Annotated in this window: 14 protein-coding genes; 7 read left to right on the top strand and 7 right to left on the bottom strand. The window is 58.0% G+C overall.

What is annotated here, in order from left to right:
• The 5 genes from galE to H8E27_08490 all read right to left on the bottom strand — a co-directional run.
• On the bottom strand, nt 1-931 hold a 931-nt coding region (galE, locus tag H8E27_08510), incomplete at its 3' end, for a UDP-glucose 4-epimerase GalE (GenBank protein MBC8325653.1).
• Between the two features lie 35 nt (nt 932-966).
• Entirely contained in the window at nt 967-1,995 is a 1,029-nt protein-coding gene (locus tag H8E27_08505) for a glycosyltransferase family 4 protein (protein MBC8325652.1), read from the bottom strand.
• On the bottom strand, nt 1,995-2,792 hold the full coding sequence (locus H8E27_08500) for a glycosyltransferase family 2 protein (GenBank protein ID MBC8325651.1): 798 nt from the start codon (nt 2,790-2,792) through the stop codon (nt 1,995-1,997). The genes H8E27_08505 and H8E27_08500 overlap by 1 nt, the downstream gene beginning before the upstream one ends.
• Nucleotide 2,793: 1 nt before the next feature.
• Nucleotides 2,794-3,567, bottom strand: coding sequence for a glycosyltransferase family 2 protein (locus H8E27_08495; protein ID MBC8325650.1), 774 nt, complete (start codon nt 3,565-3,567; stop codon nt 2,794-2,796).
• Nucleotides 3,564-4,760, bottom strand: coding sequence for an O-antigen ligase family protein (locus tag H8E27_08490; GenBank protein MBC8325649.1), 1,197 nt, complete (start codon nt 4,758-4,760; stop codon nt 3,564-3,566). The genes H8E27_08495 and H8E27_08490 overlap by 4 nt, the downstream gene beginning before the upstream one ends.
• 92 nt (nt 4,761-4,852) lie before the next feature.
• Between H8E27_08490 and H8E27_08485 the strand changes: the two genes are divergently transcribed.
• The 7 genes from H8E27_08485 (at nt 4,853) to H8E27_08455 (ending at nt 16,339) form a co-directional block, all read left to right on the top strand.
• On the top strand, nt 4,853-6,682 hold the full coding sequence (locus H8E27_08485; GenBank protein MBC8325648.1) for an MBL fold metallo-hydrolase: 1,830 nt from the start codon (nt 4,853-4,855) through the stop codon (nt 6,680-6,682).
• An 82-nt stretch (nt 6,683-6,764) separates the two neighbouring features.
• On the top strand, nt 6,765-8,549 hold the full coding sequence (locus tag H8E27_08480) for a hypothetical protein (GenBank protein MBC8325647.1): 1,785 nt from the start codon (nt 6,765-6,767) through the stop codon (nt 8,547-8,549).
• Nucleotides 8,550-8,558: 9 nt separating this feature from the next.
• On the top strand, nt 8,559-9,236 hold the full coding sequence (locus H8E27_08475) for an ABC transporter ATP-binding protein (protein MBC8325646.1): 678 nt from the start codon (nt 8,559-8,561) through the stop codon (nt 9,234-9,236).
• A complete protein-coding gene (locus H8E27_08470) occupies nt 9,193-10,371 on the top strand; it encodes an ABC transporter permease (GenBank protein MBC8325645.1) in 1,179 nt (392 codons plus the stop codon). Before H8E27_08475 ends, H8E27_08470 begins: the two co-directional genes overlap by 44 nt.
• On the top strand, nt 10,368-11,267 hold the full coding sequence (locus H8E27_08465) for a zinc ABC transporter substrate-binding protein (GenBank protein MBC8325644.1): 900 nt from the start codon (nt 10,368-10,370) through the stop codon (nt 11,265-11,267). Before H8E27_08470 ends, H8E27_08465 begins: the two co-directional genes overlap by 4 nt.
• 209 nt (nt 11,268-11,476) lie before the next feature.
• Nucleotides 11,477-15,220 carry a hypothetical protein gene (locus H8E27_08460; GenBank protein MBC8325643.1) on the top strand — a complete coding sequence of 1,248 codons (3,744 nt, stop codon included), beginning with the start codon at nt 11,477-11,479 and terminating at the stop codon, nt 15,218-15,220.
• Nucleotides 15,221-15,238: 18 nt separating this feature from the next.
• Entirely contained in the window at nt 15,239-16,339 is a 1,101-nt protein-coding gene (locus H8E27_08455) for a DegT/DnrJ/EryC1/StrS family aminotransferase (protein ID MBC8325642.1), read from the top strand.
• 43 nt (nt 16,340-16,382) lie between these two features.
• On the opposite strand, the gene H8E27_08450 is transcribed toward H8E27_08455, so the two are convergent.
• A complete protein-coding gene (locus H8E27_08450) occupies nt 16,383-18,233 on the bottom strand; it encodes a polysaccharide biosynthesis protein (protein MBC8325641.1) in 1,851 nt (616 codons plus the stop codon).
• Nucleotides 18,233-19,111, bottom strand: an 879-nt coding sequence (locus H8E27_08445; GenBank protein ID MBC8325640.1) for a hypothetical protein, incomplete at its 5' end; no start/stop codon positions are given. The genes H8E27_08450 and H8E27_08445, both read right to left, overlap by 1 nt.

The following is a 19,111-nucleotide window of genomic DNA, read 5'->3' as shown; positions in this document are numbered from 1 at the left end:
GCCAGGCGGTTTCCACAATTTTCCGGATGTCCGTGTGCTCCGCCTTCCAGCTCAGTTCCGCGCTTGCTTTTGCTGCAGCGGCGACTAATTCAGGTGGGTCGCCTTCGCGGGCGGGCTTTTCTTCGATTGATATTTTTTGGCCGGTAACTTCACAACACGCGGCGATGACTTCACGCACGGAGTCGCCGTGGCCGCGGCCGAGGTTGAAGGGGCCGCTGATGCCCGGGCGCAGGGCCAGCGCGTGGGCGGCGGCGAGGTCGCTCACATGGATGTAGTCGCGGATGCAGGTGCCGTCAGGGGTTGGGTGATCGGTGCCGAACAGGGAAAAGGATTCGCGCTGGCCCAGAGCGGTTTGCAATAAGCACGGAATGAGATGGGTTTCGTGCCGGTGATGTTCGCCAAAATTTTCGCTGGCACCGGCGGCGTTGAAGTAACGCAGCGCCACGCAATCCATGCCGGTGGCTTGGGCCTGCCATTCCATTGACTGCTCCATCATCAGTTTGGATGCGCCGTAGGGATTCACTGGCCGGCGAGGAGCGGTCTCGGCGATGGGTACGGTTTCCGGTTCGCCATAAACGGCGCAGGTGGAGCTGAAGATAAATTTCTCCACGCCCGCCGCCGCGGCTTGCAGGAGTGCGATGCCATTGGCGGTGTTGTTTTGGAAATATTTGAGGGGGTTTTCCATTGATTCCCCCACCAAAGTGCTGCCGGCAAAATGCAGGACCGCTTCCGGGCGCGCCTTGGCCATTAGCGCGTCAAGCAGCGCGGAATCGCCAATGTTACCTATGCAGAATTCCGCGCCCAGTGCCACGGCAGCGCGATGCCCCTCGGAAAGGTCATCCACCACCGTCACTGTATGGCCTTCGGCCAGCAGGCGCTCCACACACACACTACCCACGTAGCCGGCACCGCCTGTCACGAGTATTCTCATCGGGCGTCCAGCAAATCAGAAGGCATGCCGTGGAGTCAAAGGGTTAATCCTTGGTACAACAAATGATACTCCTCCGCCACCTCGGCCCACGATCGGATGGGCGGAAAGTCTTTCGGAGGATGAGCCAACAATTCGCGCGCAGCATCCGCCCAAGATTGCGCCGGTGCGGTATGAGGCAGGGCACGACCCGCCGCGCCCATATCGGCAGATGCGCCCGTAGCTTCGGAAGCCAATACCGGAACGCTCCGAGCCAAGGCTTCGGGCACGACCATTCCGTAGGCTTCGAGCTTGGCGGGGTGGATTAGGAGGCGGATGCGTTTGTAAAAATCGGCGGGGTCATCGATCCATCCGAGTATTTCCACGCGATCTTGAAGGCCCCCGAGCAATCCCGATATTTCATCGGGCGGCACGCCGGCGATGACTAACTTGGCTTCGGGGATGGCTTGGAGTATTTCGAGCACGCGGCGCAGGCCTTTGCGTTTCCATTCGCGGCCGATGAAGCCGAGGATGGGTTCGGTCACGATTGGGGCTGGTTTTTCGATCGGTTCCACGCCCGGCGAGATGTGCGAGGCGAATTTGTGGGCTTGCTTTGGATGTGCGTGGCGGAGTTGTTCCCGCACTAGGTTTGAAACAGCTACCATTTGCTTTAAACGGGGTGAGAAAATCACGCGTTTTTCAATCCAGCGGTTGAGGTGCCAGGTGGGATCGAAGCGTTTGTGCCAAGCGCGGGCTTCGCCGGCGCCGTGGATGGTGGAATGGAAGGTGCCCACTTCGGCGCAGGTAACGCTTTCGTGGCTGTGCCAAAGGTCACGAGGTTGGGGGTGCTGTTGCCGAAAGTCGGCCACCCTTCGGCTAAACTGTAAATGGTGCCGCCAGCGAGGAAATGAATTCGTGCTGCCCAAGGCGTCTACTGTGACGCCTGGCATCGGATCGGATTCGTTCGTTTCACACACCACCCGCACGGGCCGCCCGTTGGCCGCCAAGGCGCGGGTGAGTTGCCACGCGTAGGTTTCCATTCCGCCGACGGGGCCAAAGCGGCGAACGATTTGTACAATCCGCATCATCAATCGCCGTTGAGATGCAGGTCGAGGCCGTTGGCGCATTTCACCCGCCGCTCCTTGAGTGTGGTCATCAGCCGATCGTGATTGGCGGGCAGATCTTCGCGCGGAAGCTCCGGGTGATTGAGGTGATGAATGATGGCGCGCCCGTACACGAGTTTGCGATGGCGGCCCAAGTGGTACAGGCGGTTGCCCAAGTCGGAGTCCTCTAAGCCCCAGCCTTCGAATGATTCGTCAAAGCCATTTACTTTAAAAAGGTCTTCGCGCCACACGCCCATGTTACAGCCGATGATGCCTCGCTGAGCTTGGTCGTGCCGAATGAAAGGCATAGGCCAGCGCACGCCTTTGAATAAGCCGCTCGCCCGTCCACGCAGCCACCAGTTGAAAAATCCTGTTCGGCTTGGTTGAAAGCTCGGCGAAAACTGTTCCCGAATGAAACTGCGCCGCCCCTGAACCCACCAACCCCGCTCCGCGAGTTGGGAGTGATCGGCGATAAATCGCCGGTGCGGAACACAATCGCCATCAAGCAACACAATATAATCCCCGCGGGCCCCAGCAATGGCTCGATTAAGAATCTTCGTTTTGCGAAATCCTGAATCTTCGTGCCAAAAATGCCGGAAAGGTGCCGACAATTGATCAGCTAATTTTTCCACCACCGCACGCGTCAATTCACCTGATCCATCATCAGCCAAAATCACTTCACACGGTGCCGCCACTTGCCTCGCTACGCCCAGCATCACCTTCGATAATGCGCCCGGGCGATCGTAGGTACTGATGATGAGAGATATTTTCGGGGCCGCCATCTCATTCACCACGCGGTTGGCCTTTGCGATTCAACTCGGCCAGTTTCGCATATTTGTAAAAAATCCCTTCGAAATTACTGAAGGCGATGATGAAGCCGGGCAGTCCGTCGAGGAAACCCAGCTTGAGCACATACATTTTCAAAAACATCGCCGACGCGTGCACCAACGCCCCCAAGCCGGACGTGCGCCGACCCGTGCGCGCCAGTTTCTCAGCGCTCAACGAGGAGTAGCGATTGGCCTTCACCAGCACTTCGGAAAGGTTATGGAATGGCTCCTGATTGATTGCGCATTGCATTTCCGCCAACCGCCCGTCCAGTTCATAGCCCTCGTGCACGAGATCCGCAGCAGGGAAAGTCATCTTACCGCGGCGGAACAATTGCGGCTGGCGGTAATCCGGATAAAAGCCGCTGAACCGAATCGGCCGACCCATAAAAAAATTGCGGCGCGGCGTGTGGTACGCCTCGGCAGGATGATCAGAATTGATGATCTCCTGAATTTCATCACGCGCCTCCGGCGTGCAGCGCTCATCGGTGTCCAAACTGAAAATCCAATCGTGCGTCGTGTGTTCAATGCCCGCGATGCGCAACTTGCCGAAGCCCTCAAAATCAATCTGCACCACCCGCGCCCCATGCTCCTCGGCGATCGCCACAGTGCGATCGGTGCTGTGCGAATCAATCACCACAATCTCATCCGCCCACTGCACGCTCGCCAATGCCGGGCCAATATTGGCCTCGGAATTGTAGGCAAGGATGAAGACTGAAATTTTTTGGTTCATGATTTCGTGTGCGTTGCCGACCCAGCGCCATTCGCGCCGTACACGCCCGCCAACAGGGCGAAGAGCATACCTTCCCGTGAGTCTAAAATAAAGGAATTGAAGCAGCAGCCCACCGTCAGCCAAACCACCATGCCTTGCGCCAGCCAACGGTCCATTCCCTCCCAGCGTGCGGCGGCCCGCCACATGGCCCAAAAGAGGGCCAGTAAAATCCCCACGCCAATCAAGCCTGATTGCACGCCCACCATCAGGTATTCGTTGTGTGCGTTGGAAGTAACGACTTGTTTCGTCCCCGCAACGTGCTCAGTATATTTTTCGTGGAACCGACCCGTCCCATAGCCCAGCACCGGTGCCTCCGTAAATAGCGAAAAGCTGTTACGATAAAATTGCAATCGTTGTCCGGTCGACGTGAACGTAGTTTTCCCGTTCAACATATCCTGCACGGCTTTCACATCCTCTTGGGTGGCGGTGCGAAACATTGGCGAAACCGCGAACGCAAATGTTACGACGGCAATGAGGCCGCCAGCCATCACCGCGAGCTTGGCGCGTCGCATCGTTTGCAGACCGAACAGCAATCCCAACACCAGCACAAGCACCACTCCGGTGGAGGAATCCACAAGAAAAAATAAATTAGCCAGCACCAGCGCCAGCAGCGCGAGGATGCCATTCAAGCCGGTCTTTTGATGATAGTGCAGCAGCCAAAATGCCAGCCACGCCATCAGCGCGCCCTGAGTGAGGCTGCTGGAAAGCACGGGCTTGCCGTGTTTCATCGGCAGCATTCCGGCCGCCTGCATAAAACTAATTTGCAGCGCAACCATCAATCCAATCGCCAAAGCCGTTACAGCGCGTTGGCGGTTGGGGAGGGTGGCGGCGAGGCTCATATAAACAACTACTAACGCCAGCTCGCGGTATTTTTTCCAGATGCCGAAGGCTTCGCTACTGCCGCCGTAAATGGCCGCCACGCCAAGCCACGCAAACAGGGCCACGCACGACAGGGCCACGCGGTTTTCGCGCAGCAGTTTTGGCACATCGCGCCAACCGCGCATCATCAGCCACGCCACCACTGCCAGCGCGGGGAACACGCCGGTGCACAACACGTTGGAAAGGGGGATGGTAAAGCCGATCAGGACAAGGCTGATTTCACCAAGGCGTTCGCCGCGGATTTGCCACGGGTCGGTTGAGGGTTGGGTCGTCACTCCTTGGCGGAATGGTGGGGGGGTTGCGCTGTTTTTTCAAGTCAATTCCCATGCGAGGTTGCATTTCGCTTGCGACGAACTACGCTGGGCAGATGAACATTTTACCTGTTTTTCTCATCACGGCGTTGGCGGCACATGCGGGGGTGCGGCAGCATTTTGAGCTGCGGCACGTGAATCAATTTACCATCAATTCCGGGGGTAAAACGGTGGCGGTTTATGGCGCGGTGAAGGGGGCGGACACGGTGTTGCTGACGCATCATCGGCGGGATGCGTTGGGCAAACTGGGCGGAGGGGTGGTGGCGCCGGAGGCGGAGCGGGCGCACTTTGAAAAGGTGCGGGAGTTTTGGGCGGGGTTTGCGAAGAAGCGGTTTCATTATTACGCGCAGCAATCGACAAAGGTGCCGGTGGAGCCCATTGCAGCCCGGCGTTGGGTGAAGGAAGGCGACGAGGTGACGGTGGGCGAGGTGCAGCTGGAGGTGCTCGCCACGCCGGGGTTCACGCGGGGGGCGGTGTCGTATGTGGGCAGAGTGGACGGCAAACGCGTGGCATTTACGGGGGATTTGATTATGGGCGATGGAAAAGTTTTTGATTTGTATAGTTTTCAGGATGCCATCCCGGCGGCGAAGGTGGGCGGGTATCACGGGTACGGTGGACGTTTGGCGAACTTAGTTACGAGCCTGCAAAAATTACGCGCGGCAAAGTTGGATGTGATTTATCCCGCGCGCGGGCCGGTGATCCGCAATCCGAACGCGGCCATCGATCAACTCATCGCACGGGTACGGGCGCTGTATCGCAACTATCTTTCCACCAACGCGTTGCACTGGTATTTCAAGGAGGAGCGGATGCGCATTTGCGGCGAGCGCGTGTTGGGCAAAGGTGCGAAGATTGAGCTGATGCCCTATTGCCTGCACGTGAAAACGCCACCGTGGATTATTGAGTTTTCCACGAGCCGCATCATCGTGGCGGATAACGGTCACGGATTTTTGCTCGATTGCGGCGGACAACGACAATTGGATTTCGTGAAGGACGTGGTGGCGCGAGGCGTGGTGAAACAAATCGACGGTATTTTTCTCACGCACACGCATGATGATCATTCGCAAATGGTGAAGGCGGCGGCCGAGTTTTTCCAATGCCCCGTTTACGCCACCCCGGAGTACGTCGATGTGGTGGAAAACCCCGGCCATTACCTGATGCCCGGCCTCACGGAGCACGCGGTGCCAAATGTGAAAGCGATGCGGGACGGCTCGAAAATGAAATGGCACGAGTACGAATTCACGTTTCGCTTTTTCCCGGGCCAAATGTTTTATCACGGCGCGTTACTGGTGAAGCGGCCGAAAGCAAAGCCGGTGTTTTTTATTGGCGACTCGTTTGCGCCCTCGGGGATTGATGACTATTGCCTGCTCAATCGCAACCTCGTCCATCCGGATACCGGCTACAACCGGTGTTTCAAAATCATCCGCGCGTTGCCGAAAGACACTTGGCTTATCAACCAGCACGTGCCGCACGTGTTCCGGTTTTCGGAAAAGGAACTGACGTTTCTCGAATCGCGCTATGCCGAGCGCACGCGGATTTTGCGCGAGCTTTTTCCGTGGGATGATCCCAACTACGGCATTGACGAGCGCTGGGCCACATTCTACCCGTACGGCACGACACTGCGCCCCGGCGACACGCACGAGATGGAAGTGCGCCTCATCAATCATTCGCCGATGAAGCGGAATTTCACGGTCACCCCACGCGCTCATCTAGGCGTTCAATTATTAAGCGGGGCAAAACCCATCGCGCTCGCCTCGCGTGGCAAAGGTGCGGTGAAAGTGAAAATTCGCGTTCCAAATAAACCCGGCGTGTACCTCATCACCGCCGATGTGGATTCCAAAGATATGCACTTCCGAGATTGGGTGGAGACGGTAATTGAGGTGAAGTAAAGGGCAGGGACACGCACAGCGCGTCCCTGCCGAGTCACGTTGAGGCTTCCGAAAAACACCGTTTTCAGCTAAAACCGCGCCGGTGAATCCCCATCGAGTCATTGCCTTGGCGTGGTTTTGCGCGGCAACCTTTGTCGTGGCGCACCCCATTTCGATGAGCACTACTGTGGCCAATTGCCGCGAGGACGAGGTGCTCGTGGAGCTGCGTGTGATGCTCGAAGACCTCGTGCTTTTTCACGGGCTCAAAGCAAATCGAGAAACCCTCTTCAGCGCCGCCGACCTGCGCGCGGCGGCCAAAAAACACGATGCATTTTTGTTGAACCATTTCACGGTGCGCGATGAGCAGGGGCGGACACTCAAGGGCGTGGTGGATCGCCGCGATGACGAAGCGATTCCTGATGCCGGCGTGCCGCAAGCAGAGTTAATGAAACTCACGGCCGTGTATTGGCTCAAATTCACTCCCATTGAAAAAAAACCGACCTTCCTCACCTTCACTCAAACCTTCGGCGGCGAAAAATCTGTGGTGCCTTCCATTATGGAATTCATGACGCTGCAAACCGGCGTGTGGATTGAAAAACCCGTGCATCTCCAGCCCGGCCAACCGCATACCGTGTCGTTGGACTGGGAAAACCCGCCCGATCAAGCTCCGCAAAATTGGCGCAAGCTACGCAAGAAACGTGCCGAGGAATTCCAGAAACGCCTTGGCATCACCAGCTACAGCGGGCTGTACTCGTACATTTATTTAACCGACCGCGAAGTGCGCCACGAAATTTTGGTGCCGCTGCTGACCTTCGAAAAATGGCTGCCACTCGCACGCGCCAATCCGGAATTTCTCGAAGTCGCCGAACAGAAAGCCGCCCGCAAAAAAATAACCGAATGGATTCGCGACCGTAATCCTGTGGAAATCGATGGCGTGCCCGTCCGGCCCATTCTGCAGCGGTTGCAGTTTTTCGGTTTGGACATCCGCGACTTTGCGCAGAACGCCGAGCCCCGCCGCGTGAGCGCTTATCAAGCGCGGCTCGGTATCATTCTTGTTTACCCCGCCAAGGCGCCGCCCAATCGCGTGCGTTTGACGTGGGATTCCTTTCACGACGCCGCGCCCTTTCTGCGCTCGGTTGTGTACGACCACGAAAAAGATCCCACCGAGGAATTCTTCGTGCGCGATCAATCGCGCTGGGATTGGGCCCGCGAAGGCAACCCGCCCGCCGCGCATGATTTCAAAACCTCGCTCGTGACCGCGCCCGAAAAATCCATCTCAGAAAAATCTCTCAACTTTTTGATCGCGGCTCCATTACTCGCGCTCGCGCTGTACGCGGGGCTGTTGCGCAATCATCCAATGCGCCGCATTGGCAGCGCGATTGCCGGCGGCGCGTGCGTGTTGGCCGGAATTTGTTTTTGGCATTCACCCGCCGCCAGCGCGCCCCCCAACGCGAAGGCCGTGACCACTCACGCCACCACGTTGCTGCAAAATATTTATCGCGCGTTTGACTACAATGAAGAGAGCGATGTCTACGACGCGTTGGAACACAGCGTGACGGGCGACCTATTGGAGGAATTGTTTTTGAAAATCCAATCCGGCCTGCGCATGCAGGAACAAGGCGGTGCGGTGGCCCGCGTGAAGCGGGTACAAATCATGCAAATCACACTCGCAGGGGAAATTGAAACCAAACGCTTACCAGTCGATTGCACTTGGCGCGTCATTGGCACAGTAGAGCATTGGGGGCACATTCACACACGCGAGAATGAATACACCGCGCGCATCCAACTCAGCACCACGCCCGAAGACCGCGGGCGGATCGTCGCGTTTGAAGTGACCGATGAACAACGCGTGCGATTCGAAACCGACGTGCGGCAGTTTGAAGATTGAGGATGCATTATGCGCATTGCGATTGATCAACTGAAATTCGAATACGGGCCGGAACGCTTCCGATTGGAGATTCCCGATTTGCAAATCGAGAGCGGCGCGCGCGTGGCGTTCGTGGGCCCGAGTGGCTCGGGCAAAACCACCCTGTTGCGACTGCTTGCCGGCATTGTCACGCCGCAATCCGGCACGGTGACCGTCGGCGAAGTTTCGGTAAACGAATTGACCGATGCCGGCCGACGCGCATTTCGCATTCGGCACATTGGCTTTGTGTTTCAGGATTTCCGGTTGGTGGAGCACCTCGATGTGCGCGAAAATATTTTACTGCCCTATCGCCTCAACGAGGCACTGCCGGTTTACGAATCCATCGAATCGCAAGTGAAACTACAGGCGGCGCGACTGGACCTCGCAGACAAACTGGATTCCCCCATAAACGAACTTTCGCAGGGCGAACAACAGCGCGTCGCCATTTGCCGCGCGCTGTTGCCGCGCCCCGAACTGTTGCTGGCCGATGAACCCACCGGCAACCTCGATCCAAAAAACAAAGACCGCATTCTCGACCAACTATTTCAACAAGCCGAAAGCGCCGAAGCCACGCTGGTGATGGTCACCCACGACCACGCGCTACTGGACCGCTTTGACCGTGTGATTGATTTTACAACATTTCACAAACCGGAGGCCACCCATCAATAGCCTCTGGCTCGCCTGGCTGTATTTACGGCGGCGGCGCGTAGCCGCAAGCGTGATGGTGGCGGGCGTTGCCCTGGCGCTGTACCTCCCGCTGGCGACGCACTGGGCGGCGGATGCCTTCGATGAGGCGCTGGGCGCGCGCGCGGCAGCTACGCCGATGATCGTCGGCGCGCGCGGCAGTCGCTTTGATCTCGTGCTGCACGGACTGTATTTCCGCGCGCGCAGCGAGGGCACCGTGGCGCATGGCGAATTCACCGCGCTGCACGAAGCGGGGCACGGCCGCGTGATTCCGCTGCACGCGCAGTTCACCGCGGGCGGGCAACCGGTAGTGGGCACGTCGCTGGATTATTTTGATTTTCGCAATCTGCAACTGGCGCGCGGCGAATCGATGGCGCTCTTGGGCGATTGCGTGTTGGGCGCGAATGCGGCGCAAAAACTAACCCTCAGCCCGGGCGACAAATTAAAAACCGACCGCAAAAATTTATTCGACCTCGCGGGCGATTATCCGCTGCAGCTCAACGTGACCGGCGTGCTCGCGGCCACCGGCACGGCGGATGATGAAGGGGTGTTTGTGGATGTGAAAACCGCGTGGATCATCGCGGGGCTTGGTCACGGCCATGACGCGCAGGAAACTAATGCCACGAACTCCCCGAGCGCAAAGCTGGTGAAAACGCATTTGGAAATCACACCGGAAAATATGAGCACGTTTCATTTCCATGGCGACACCACCGCGCTGCCGCTCACAGCGATTTTGGTGGAACCGGTGGACGCCAAGGAAACGGCGATGGTGATGGGCCGTTTTCAAAACAGCGGAACGCTACAGGCACTCAAACCGCCGATGGTGGTGGATGAAATGATGGGGATGGTAATGCAGGTACGGCAATTTCTCGATGCAAATTATGCTTTGGTCGCCAGCGCGATGGGATTATTGCTGGCACTGATTGTCGCGCTGTCACGCCGCCTCCGCGCGCGGGAAATGGAGACGCTCTTTTTGCTGGGCTGTAGCCGCAGCACGCAGTTCGCTTTGCAAGCTGCGGAGCTGCTCATTATTTTTGCCATCGCTATCGCCATCGCGCTCGCCGCCGCGTGGGCCACGGTGGGGTGGGCGCGGGATTACTTAAATACTTTAGCAGGATGAAACAGTTCATTTATTTACCCATCATTATTCTGTTGGGCTGCAAACCGGCAGTGACCGGGCCCGCACCGCAAGCGGACAAGCTGCGCGTGGCGGTGGTGAATTTTCCGCTGGCGTATTTTGTGGAACGGATTGCGGGCGATTTGGTGGAGGTGCATTTTCCAGATATGGAAGGAGATCCGGCGTTTTGGAAACCGACGGCAGCGGAAGTGCGCGCGTTTCAATCATCCGATCTCATCCTGCTCAACGGGGCATCGTACGCGAAATGGACGGCGTGGACTTCGTTGCCCGATTCGCGAACGACGAACACCAGCACGGCGTTTTGCGAGGCGTTCATCGCGGTGAAAACCGATGCGGCGCATCAGCACGGCAAAGGCGGCGAGCACAGCCACGCGGGCACGGCGTTCACTACTTGGCTGGATTTCAAACAGGCGCAGCACCAAGCGGCCGCTGTGCATCGTGCGCTGATGAATGTATTGCCGGCGCACAGCCAAAGGCTTGCGAACAATTTCGTCGCACTGCAGCGCGACTTGGTTTCGTTGGATGCGGACTTGCGCGGCATCGCGGCGGATTTGGGAGACACCCCGTTGCTGGGATCGCATCCGGTGTATCAGTACTTGGCGCGCGGTTATGAATTGAACATTCGCAGCGTGCATTGGGAACCGGATACGATGCCGGATGAGGCGGGTTGGGCGGAATTGGCGGCACTGCGCAAAACGCATCCGGCGAAGGTAATGCTGTGGGAAGATGCGCCGAATCAAGTGATCATCGCCAAGCTGAAAACACGGGGCATTCGCACCGTGATCTTTGCGCCGTGCGCCAACCGTGCGGCGAGTGATTGGCTAACGGTAATGCGCGAGAATGTGGCAGCGTTGCGGGAGATGCAGCAGCTTGAGTAACATTTCCCGCAAGCAGGTTGTTCACATTTTGCTCGCCACGTGTGAGCAATGCGGGGTTGGCTGGGATGCGTTTTAGCCCATACTCGCGGGGAGGAGGAGGAAGTGTTGGTTTGTTTTTCACAAAACCGCACGTGAGTTTTTGCCATGCCAATGATGGGGCGCCCAAGACGGGCGAGGGGCATTCCTTTTCCAATGATCCGGGAACTAGTATGAAAAAACTGGTATTTGCACTTTGCTGCATGACGGGGCTGCTGGGGGTGCCGAATGCCCGTGCCTTTGTGATGATCGGCCCGATGGATGTGGCTGAAGTAGCCAGCGGCGGCATCGATTTCAATTACACCGATGACCTTGGCGGGCCAAAGGATCTCAAGACATTTTTCCGGTGGAACACCCCGATGCTGACGTATGCGTTTGACGCGAGCTTCATGCAATATTTCGGGCTCGAAGGACGCGAGGCGGTGAAGGAAGCGTTTACGATTGTAAATGATTTTTTCGATAATGACGATTATTCAGGCGTTAGTGCGTTGGATTACACGAAGCACGGCTTTCGCACTAACTACAATACCACTTGGGAAAACCGCACCGCGAAAGAAGCGGGTATTATTGACATCAAGAGCCTTGTGCTGGGAATGGTGGTGAATCAACTTGGCCTCGGCAATCCGCATCGTTACGCGTTTGGCGCGCGGTCAATCACCACCAACGCCTCGGGCACCCAGTTAAATTTCAACGTCCGCCTCCGCAATTTCGATCCCATCACCTTCAAGGCCACGCCGGTCATTAACGGCGTAACGTACAGCTACCGGCTGATTCATGATGCACCGCCATCGGCGGGATTCACTGTGGCTCCCACCTTCGCAGATATGGAGGAATTCACCACCGACACCAGCGGCAACGCGTGGACTTCCGTGGCGGGAATTGTGGATGCCTTTTACGGCAACACGGCGATTTACTGGACGGATCAGCCCACGCTGTTTGGGTTCGGCGTTTTTTACAGCGGCAAATATGCGATGGGAGGCAAATACGAACCCCGCCACGCGCTCACCTATGATGATGCCGGCGGGCTGCATTACCTGTATCGCAAGGGCAACATAGTTTATGAAAATCTTGATCCCAATGTGGCCCTGATCATCCCGGCAAACTTCCTGCCGACTTATGCAATTCCAGTATTCCCGAATGGCAGTCCACGGCAATTCCCGGATCCTTCCGGCACCTCCGGCGCATACATCCCCCGCCGCAACTCGGGCATTATTCCCGGGCTGCCCATTACCTCTTCCTTGCCTGCACAGGCGCCGCCGGCGTTGGTGGATGTAGCCCTGCGTGGGGGCATCGACAAAATGTTGTTTGTCGAGCAGCCCTTTGATTCGTTTCTAGGCATCACCTTTACCGCCACCAACCATATTTGGACCGATCGTTTTGTGAGCACGAATGGCCAAAACGTAGGGGGGCTGAACAACACAACTCCGGGTGCCTCCGCTTACATTGGTATCCCCACGCTGGCGTGGTTCGAGCAAACCGTTGGCCGGGGTATTTTTCAGCCGGATATTATTTTTGTGGCCGATGAACTGGGCGTCTCGCCCGATGGCGTTCCCATTGCCTTCAACCGCACGGACAGCCTTGCCTGGATTGATAACTACACCAACAACCTCGGCCCCGTGCAGGTGCTGACCACCAACGTGGGCCCGGGCCTGATCGTGGGGCCCATGCAATATACCTTCACCAAGCTGGGTGAAGGCTTCGAAGTGATCTGGAGCGGTGAAGCCAGTGTGGTGGGCAACACCGATTCCTATTCCCTCTGGGGCCATATTAAGGGGCCGGGACCCAATGATGTGGTCACCTTCCCCAATGACGCACAAATGCACATTCTTGAAAACGTGCTCACCCCCGCCACCGCCGTGCCCACCATCACACGCATTTATGATGCCGGGCAGGACAACATCCTCACCCGTACGCAGGAAGCCCTCACCATTGAGGGGCAGTTGCTTAACTCAGTGGAGCACATCCAAATTATGAACGGAAATTTGGTAGTGCAAACCATCAGCGGTTCGCAGATTCAAACGTTTATCAATTCACACCAGCAAATCGTCATTCCCCCCGGCGTAATCAATGAACTCGCCGAAGGCGCTTTAGGCACGCGCACGGTGCGCGTCTGGAATACCCTCGGAGCCAGCGCCGCCTCCACCACCAAAATCGGTATCTACACCGGCCTACCGGTCATCACCGGCACCAGTCGCGACAACCTCACTTTCGACCGCACCCGAACACTCACAGTGTACGGCTACGGCTTCAAGAGCGGCCAAATTTCCGGAGCCAAAGACGGCAACTCCACGCTCACCCATTTCCGGATAGAAAAATCCGACGGCACGATGGTGTTCCCCGCCAGCGGGAATAGCACCGAAGTCGCATTTGACATTCGCTCAGACACCGAAGCCGTGCTGCCCCTCAGCGCCATTTCCAACAACATCGCCGATGGCCCCAACCGCCGATTACTTGTCGCCCGTGGCAGCGGTACTGCGGAGCTCACCCTCACCAACAACGTCGCGCTCATTGCCAACATCACCACCAAACCCGTTATCGCCACGCTCGGCTGGGACAGCAGCAGCAACTTCCGCCGCGACGAGGCCATTGACATCAATGGCACCGCGCTCAATACCGCCTACCGCATCGAGCTGGTGAATTCCGATGGCAGCTCGCTTTCGCCGGCAATGGTGGTGGATCTTCCCGCCGCAGGCGTCACGGTGGATGATAACGGCTCGCGCATTCAACTTTCGCGCGATGTGTTTTACACCTCCCAAGCCGACGGCAACGCAACCAAAAAACAATTCAAAGTCTTCAACGTGGTGGGGAACACCGATCTCAACTCCACACTGGCCTTCAACGTGAATGCCCAGCCCACCGTGCTATTTGTCGCCGGCTTTACCACACCCAACACCTTCAACCGCCATGCCACCACCGGTGATGATGTCACCCTCACCGGCACCAACCTCAAAAATGTGAACGCCATTGTAATGGTCGATGAAAATGGCACCGCCCTGCCGAACACGCCCGCCATCTCACTGCCCAACCCGGGCGTGACCATCGCCGACAACTCCATTGTCATCGATACCCAAACTGCGCAATTCCTCAACGGCAGTTCCGGCGATTCCAATGCCACATCACTCTACCGCCGCTTCGCGCTCACCGGCCCGCGCACCACCATTTACACCGCACAAGATCAGCGTTTCTATGTCGGCGTGCCGCCCACGTATACCAGCTACAGCGGGCTCACCAGCACCACCGCCTCAAGTGCCGTCAACTACCGGCGAGACAACAACACCTTCACCGTCAACGGCGCCGGCCTCGGCGTCATTTCCTCCGTGGAAATTGTAGACGTCAACGGCAACTCCATCGCTGCCAACACCAGCGTCAACACCTCCAATGGCGTCACTTCCGTAAGCAACGCTCAATTCACCATCGCCGCCAATTCCTTCCCCAATGCAAATTTGGTGGACGCCGCCAGCAACAGCACCCGCCGAATGAAAATCACCACGCCCTTCGGCATCATCGTCAGTGACAATAACTCCAGCGGCACCTTCAGCGTCAGCGCCACCCCCGCCTACCTCGGCAACGCCGCCGCCACCTTCGCCGGCGGCGGCTACGACGGCGGCAGCAACACCTATGACCTCAGCAACGGGAACCTCGTCATCAACGGCAGCAACTTCCTCGGCGTACAAACCATCCGCTTCGAAGACAACGCCGCCACCCATCTCTTCATCACGGCCACGGTCAACCCCGCCGCACCCCCCGCCGGAATCACCTTCAACAGCACGGGTACGCAAATCACCATCACGAAACAATTCATCAGCGACAACAACGCAAGTTGGGCTGACGTCAACGCCACGAACCCGCGCGTGATTCGCCTCAGCACCGCTGCCGATCAAAACGGCACTTCACAACAAATCAACACCCAGCCGTAAGTCGGCCTGACTTTTCTAATGGCCGTTCCGCTCCTTGATGTTGCCGCCCAAAACCTCGCCTTGGAGACGGAATTGCAGGATGCCTTCACGCGCGTGCTTCACTCGGGGCATTACATTCTCGGCAACGAAGTTTCATCTTTCGAAACTGAAACCGCCGCACGCTGTGGCGCCGTCCACGGCATTGGCACTTCTTCGGGCACGGACGCGCTGTTGCTTGCGCTAATGAGCCTCGGCATCGGGCCGGGCGATGAAGTGCTTTGCCCGTCGTTTACTTTTTTTGCCACCGCCGGCAGCATCGCCCGCACGGGCGCCACGCCGGTGTTTGTCGATTCCCACGCGGACACCTTCAACCTCAACGCCGAGGACGCCGACGCCAAAGTCACCGAGCGCACCAAAGCAATTCTCCCCGTCCATCTTTTTGGACAAGCCGCGGATATGACTGCCATCGGTCAGCTTGCCAAGGCGCACTCGCTGCACCTCATCGAGGACGCCGCGCAAGCGCAGGGCGCCACGTGGGAAGGCATCCCCGTCGGCGGGATGGGCGACTTCGGCGCGTTCAGTTTTTATCCCACCAAAAACCTCGGCGCACTGGGCGACGCCGGACTGCTCACCACCAGCAACGATGCCCTCGCCGAACGCGCCCGTCTCCTGCGTGGTCACGGTGCAAAACCAAAATATCATCACGAAGCCATCGGCGGCAATTTCCGCCTCGATGAACTCCAAGCTGCGCTGCTCCGCGTCAAGCAAACCCAGCTCGACGAATGGATCGCCCTGCGCACCGGCAACGCCGCGCTATACCAATCGCTGCTCGCCGGCACGCCGGACCTCATCCTGCCCGCCGCCGCGCCCGGCCATTCGTGGAATCAATTCACCGTGCGCCTCCCCAACCGCGAACGCCGCGACGCCCTCGCCGCCCACCTGCGCGCCGCCAAAATCGGCAACGAAATTTATTATCCCGAAGCGCTTCACGAACAACCTTGCTTCGCCCACCTCCCATCCGCAAACTGCCCCGTCGCCGAGCAACTCACCGCCCAAGTTCTCAGCCTCCCCGTCTTTCCCGAAATGACCGAAACCCAAATCGCCGAAGTCGCCAATTCCGTCAGCGCTTTTTGCGCATAGATAAACCTCCGGCGCGGTAAGTTTTGGGTAAAAAAGAAGCGCCCTATTCGGGTGAAGTCGGCTCGTATTCCGGAAGCAATTCGCGCAGCCAAGCCCGAGCCGCCGCATCGTCCAATTCACCGCCCCGTTGCAGGGCGATTTTCAGCGCCTCCCAATCCGCAGCCGTCAAAGCCGCGCCGGTGATGCGTTGGATTTTTGTGTGTTCCGTATCGACCAATTGCTCGGCGGCAGAGTGAAGTGCTTCGTGCATCTTTTCGCCCGGTCGCAAGCCAGTGAATTCGACCGCAATGTCCGTGTTCGGTTCGCGGCCGGTCAGGCGGATCATGTCCGCCGCCAATTCTGCAATGCGCACGGGCTCTCCCATATCCAAAATAAAACGGTCGCCTCCTTCGCCCATTGCCGCGCTGCGCAGCACCAATCCGGCTGCCTCGGGGATGCTCATAAAAAATCGCGTCACCGCTTCGTCGGTCACTGTCACCGGACCGCCCAGTTCGATTTGCTTTTGGAAAATCGGCACCACGCTACCGGAGGAACCCAGCACATTTCCAAATCGCACGGTAATAAAACGAGTGCCATCGCCTGCCCGCCTCTCCAGTGCGTGCCCCTGCAGCACCTGCTCGGCCAGCGCTTTGGTGGCACCCATCACGCTGGAAGGCGCCACGGCTTTGTCGGTGGAAATTAAAATGAACCGCCCCACACCGTGCTTCGCCGCCGTGGCAGCGAATCGATGTGTGGCCAGCACATTGTTGCGAATGGCAACGGCGGGCTGTCGTTCCATCATCGAAACGTGCTTAAACGCCGCCGCGTGGAAAATGACATCCGGCAAATGCCGCTCCAACGCCGCGGCTATCGCGGGCGTGTCCTGCACGTCTATCAACTCCGGAACAGCCGTGATGGCGCTTTCAATTTCTGTGTGGATTTCAAATAACTGAAACTCCGAACGCTCCACCAAAATCAACTTCGCCGGCCCAAGTTGTGCGAGTTGGCGACACAGTTCCGAGCCAATGCTGCCGCCCGCGCCAGTGACGAGTACGGTTTTTCCTGTCAAAAATTCGCGCACCGTCTCCGTGCCGAGATCCACCGTTTCGCGCCCAAGCACATCGGCAATCTCCACCGGCCGCAGCGCCGTCACCATATCGCCCACCGCCAATTGACTCATCGAGGGCACCGTGCGGCAGCGCAATCCCAATTCGTCCAACAACGCCAACACCTCGCGCACGCGTGCGCCCGGCGCGGACGGCATCGCGATAATTACCTCGTCCACCTTCAGCGCATTCGCCTCACGCAAATTTTCCACCGCGCTGGCCACCGGCACGCCGTGGATTTGCGTGCCGTGTTTGCGTTTGGCGTCATCAAAAAATGCCACCGGTTGCAGCGTGGCTTTAATTTGCAACTCACGCGCCAATGCCGCGCCCACCTCACCCGCGCCCACGATCGCCACACGCGTGCCTGTTTGCCGTCCGCCATTGCTTCCCGTGCCCTGCCGCACCAATCGGAATCCAAGCCGACACGCCGCCAACCCAAGAAAACTCAAAATGCCATCAAGCACAATCACGCCGCGCGACATTTCGCCCACCGCATCCACCGCGTACCATTGGCCAAACAGCCCCAACGTCACTATGCCCAACGCCACGCCGAGACGTTTTAAATCAGGCAAACTGAAAAAACTCAGCAAGCAGTAAAATTGGCCGGCAATCGCAAGTGCCAGCAGTTTCACCGCCCACACCCAAACCCAAATTTCGATAATGTGGTGTTGATGATCCAACGGCACGGCGAAATCAAACCGCAACCCGTACGCCACCCAAGTGGCCGCCGCCAGCACCGCGAGATACAGTACCAGCAACACAGCAAACCGCTGCCCGCGTGACAATTTGGAAGGTTGCAAAAAAAACATTATTGTTCGTCTTCTGATCGACTGCGCCGGAAGCGCGTTTCAGCGTAGGCAAAAAACCCGCCCCACACCAGCCCAGCCGCCGCCCACAATAACTCCACCCGCCATCCCGCGCGCCATTGCCAAATCGCCAACGTAGTAACCACAATTTGCAACGCCCAAACCCAGCCGCTCGTCCGCGCGTGACTCCAACCGCCGCGCACAAGGCGTTGGTAAAAATGTTCGCGATGCGCGTGCGATAAATTTTCCCTACGCTTCAAGCGCCGAATAACCGTCAGCGAACCTTCGAGAAAAAAATAAAACGGCAACACCGCCAATGTTTTGTACAACGCGGGATCAGCCGCCGTCACCGCCATCCACAACAACAGCACGCCACACGATAATCCAAGCGGCACACTGCCCGCGTCGCCGAGAAACATCCGTGCGCGGGGAAAGTTGAATGGCAAAAATCCAGCCAACGCGCCCGCCATCACTAATGCGATCAGTAGGGGCGTTACATCGCCCGCCACGCCAAACAGCAACGCCGCGCCTAAAGGCAGCAGAATCAACTGGCCGGAAACCAGCCCGTTGATGCCATCCATAAAATTCACAAAATTCACAAACGCCACCAACGCGAATACCGCAAACAAAATCAATCCGACCGGTGCCGCCCGCCCCGTGATGGCCAGCACCACGCCCACCGCTACCAGTGTTTGGATGCACATCCGCACTCCCACCGGCACGCCATGCCGATCATCGCGCCACGAAATGTAGCCCAGCAAAACCGATCCACCCAACCACGCCTGCGCGAGCAATCGATCCACCGGCCATACCCACGCCGCCACCGCGCCCGCCACTAACACCACCGCCGCCAGGCCGCCGCCCCGAAGCGTGGGCTCCGT

This window comes from Limisphaerales bacterium (assembly GCA_014382585.1).
Classification (GTDB): Bacteria; Verrucomicrobiota; Verrucomicrobiia; order Limisphaerales; family UBA1100; genus JACNJL01.
The sequence above is the reverse complement of the archived record's forward strand: the minus strand, read 5'-3'. Positions and strand labels throughout refer to the sequence as shown.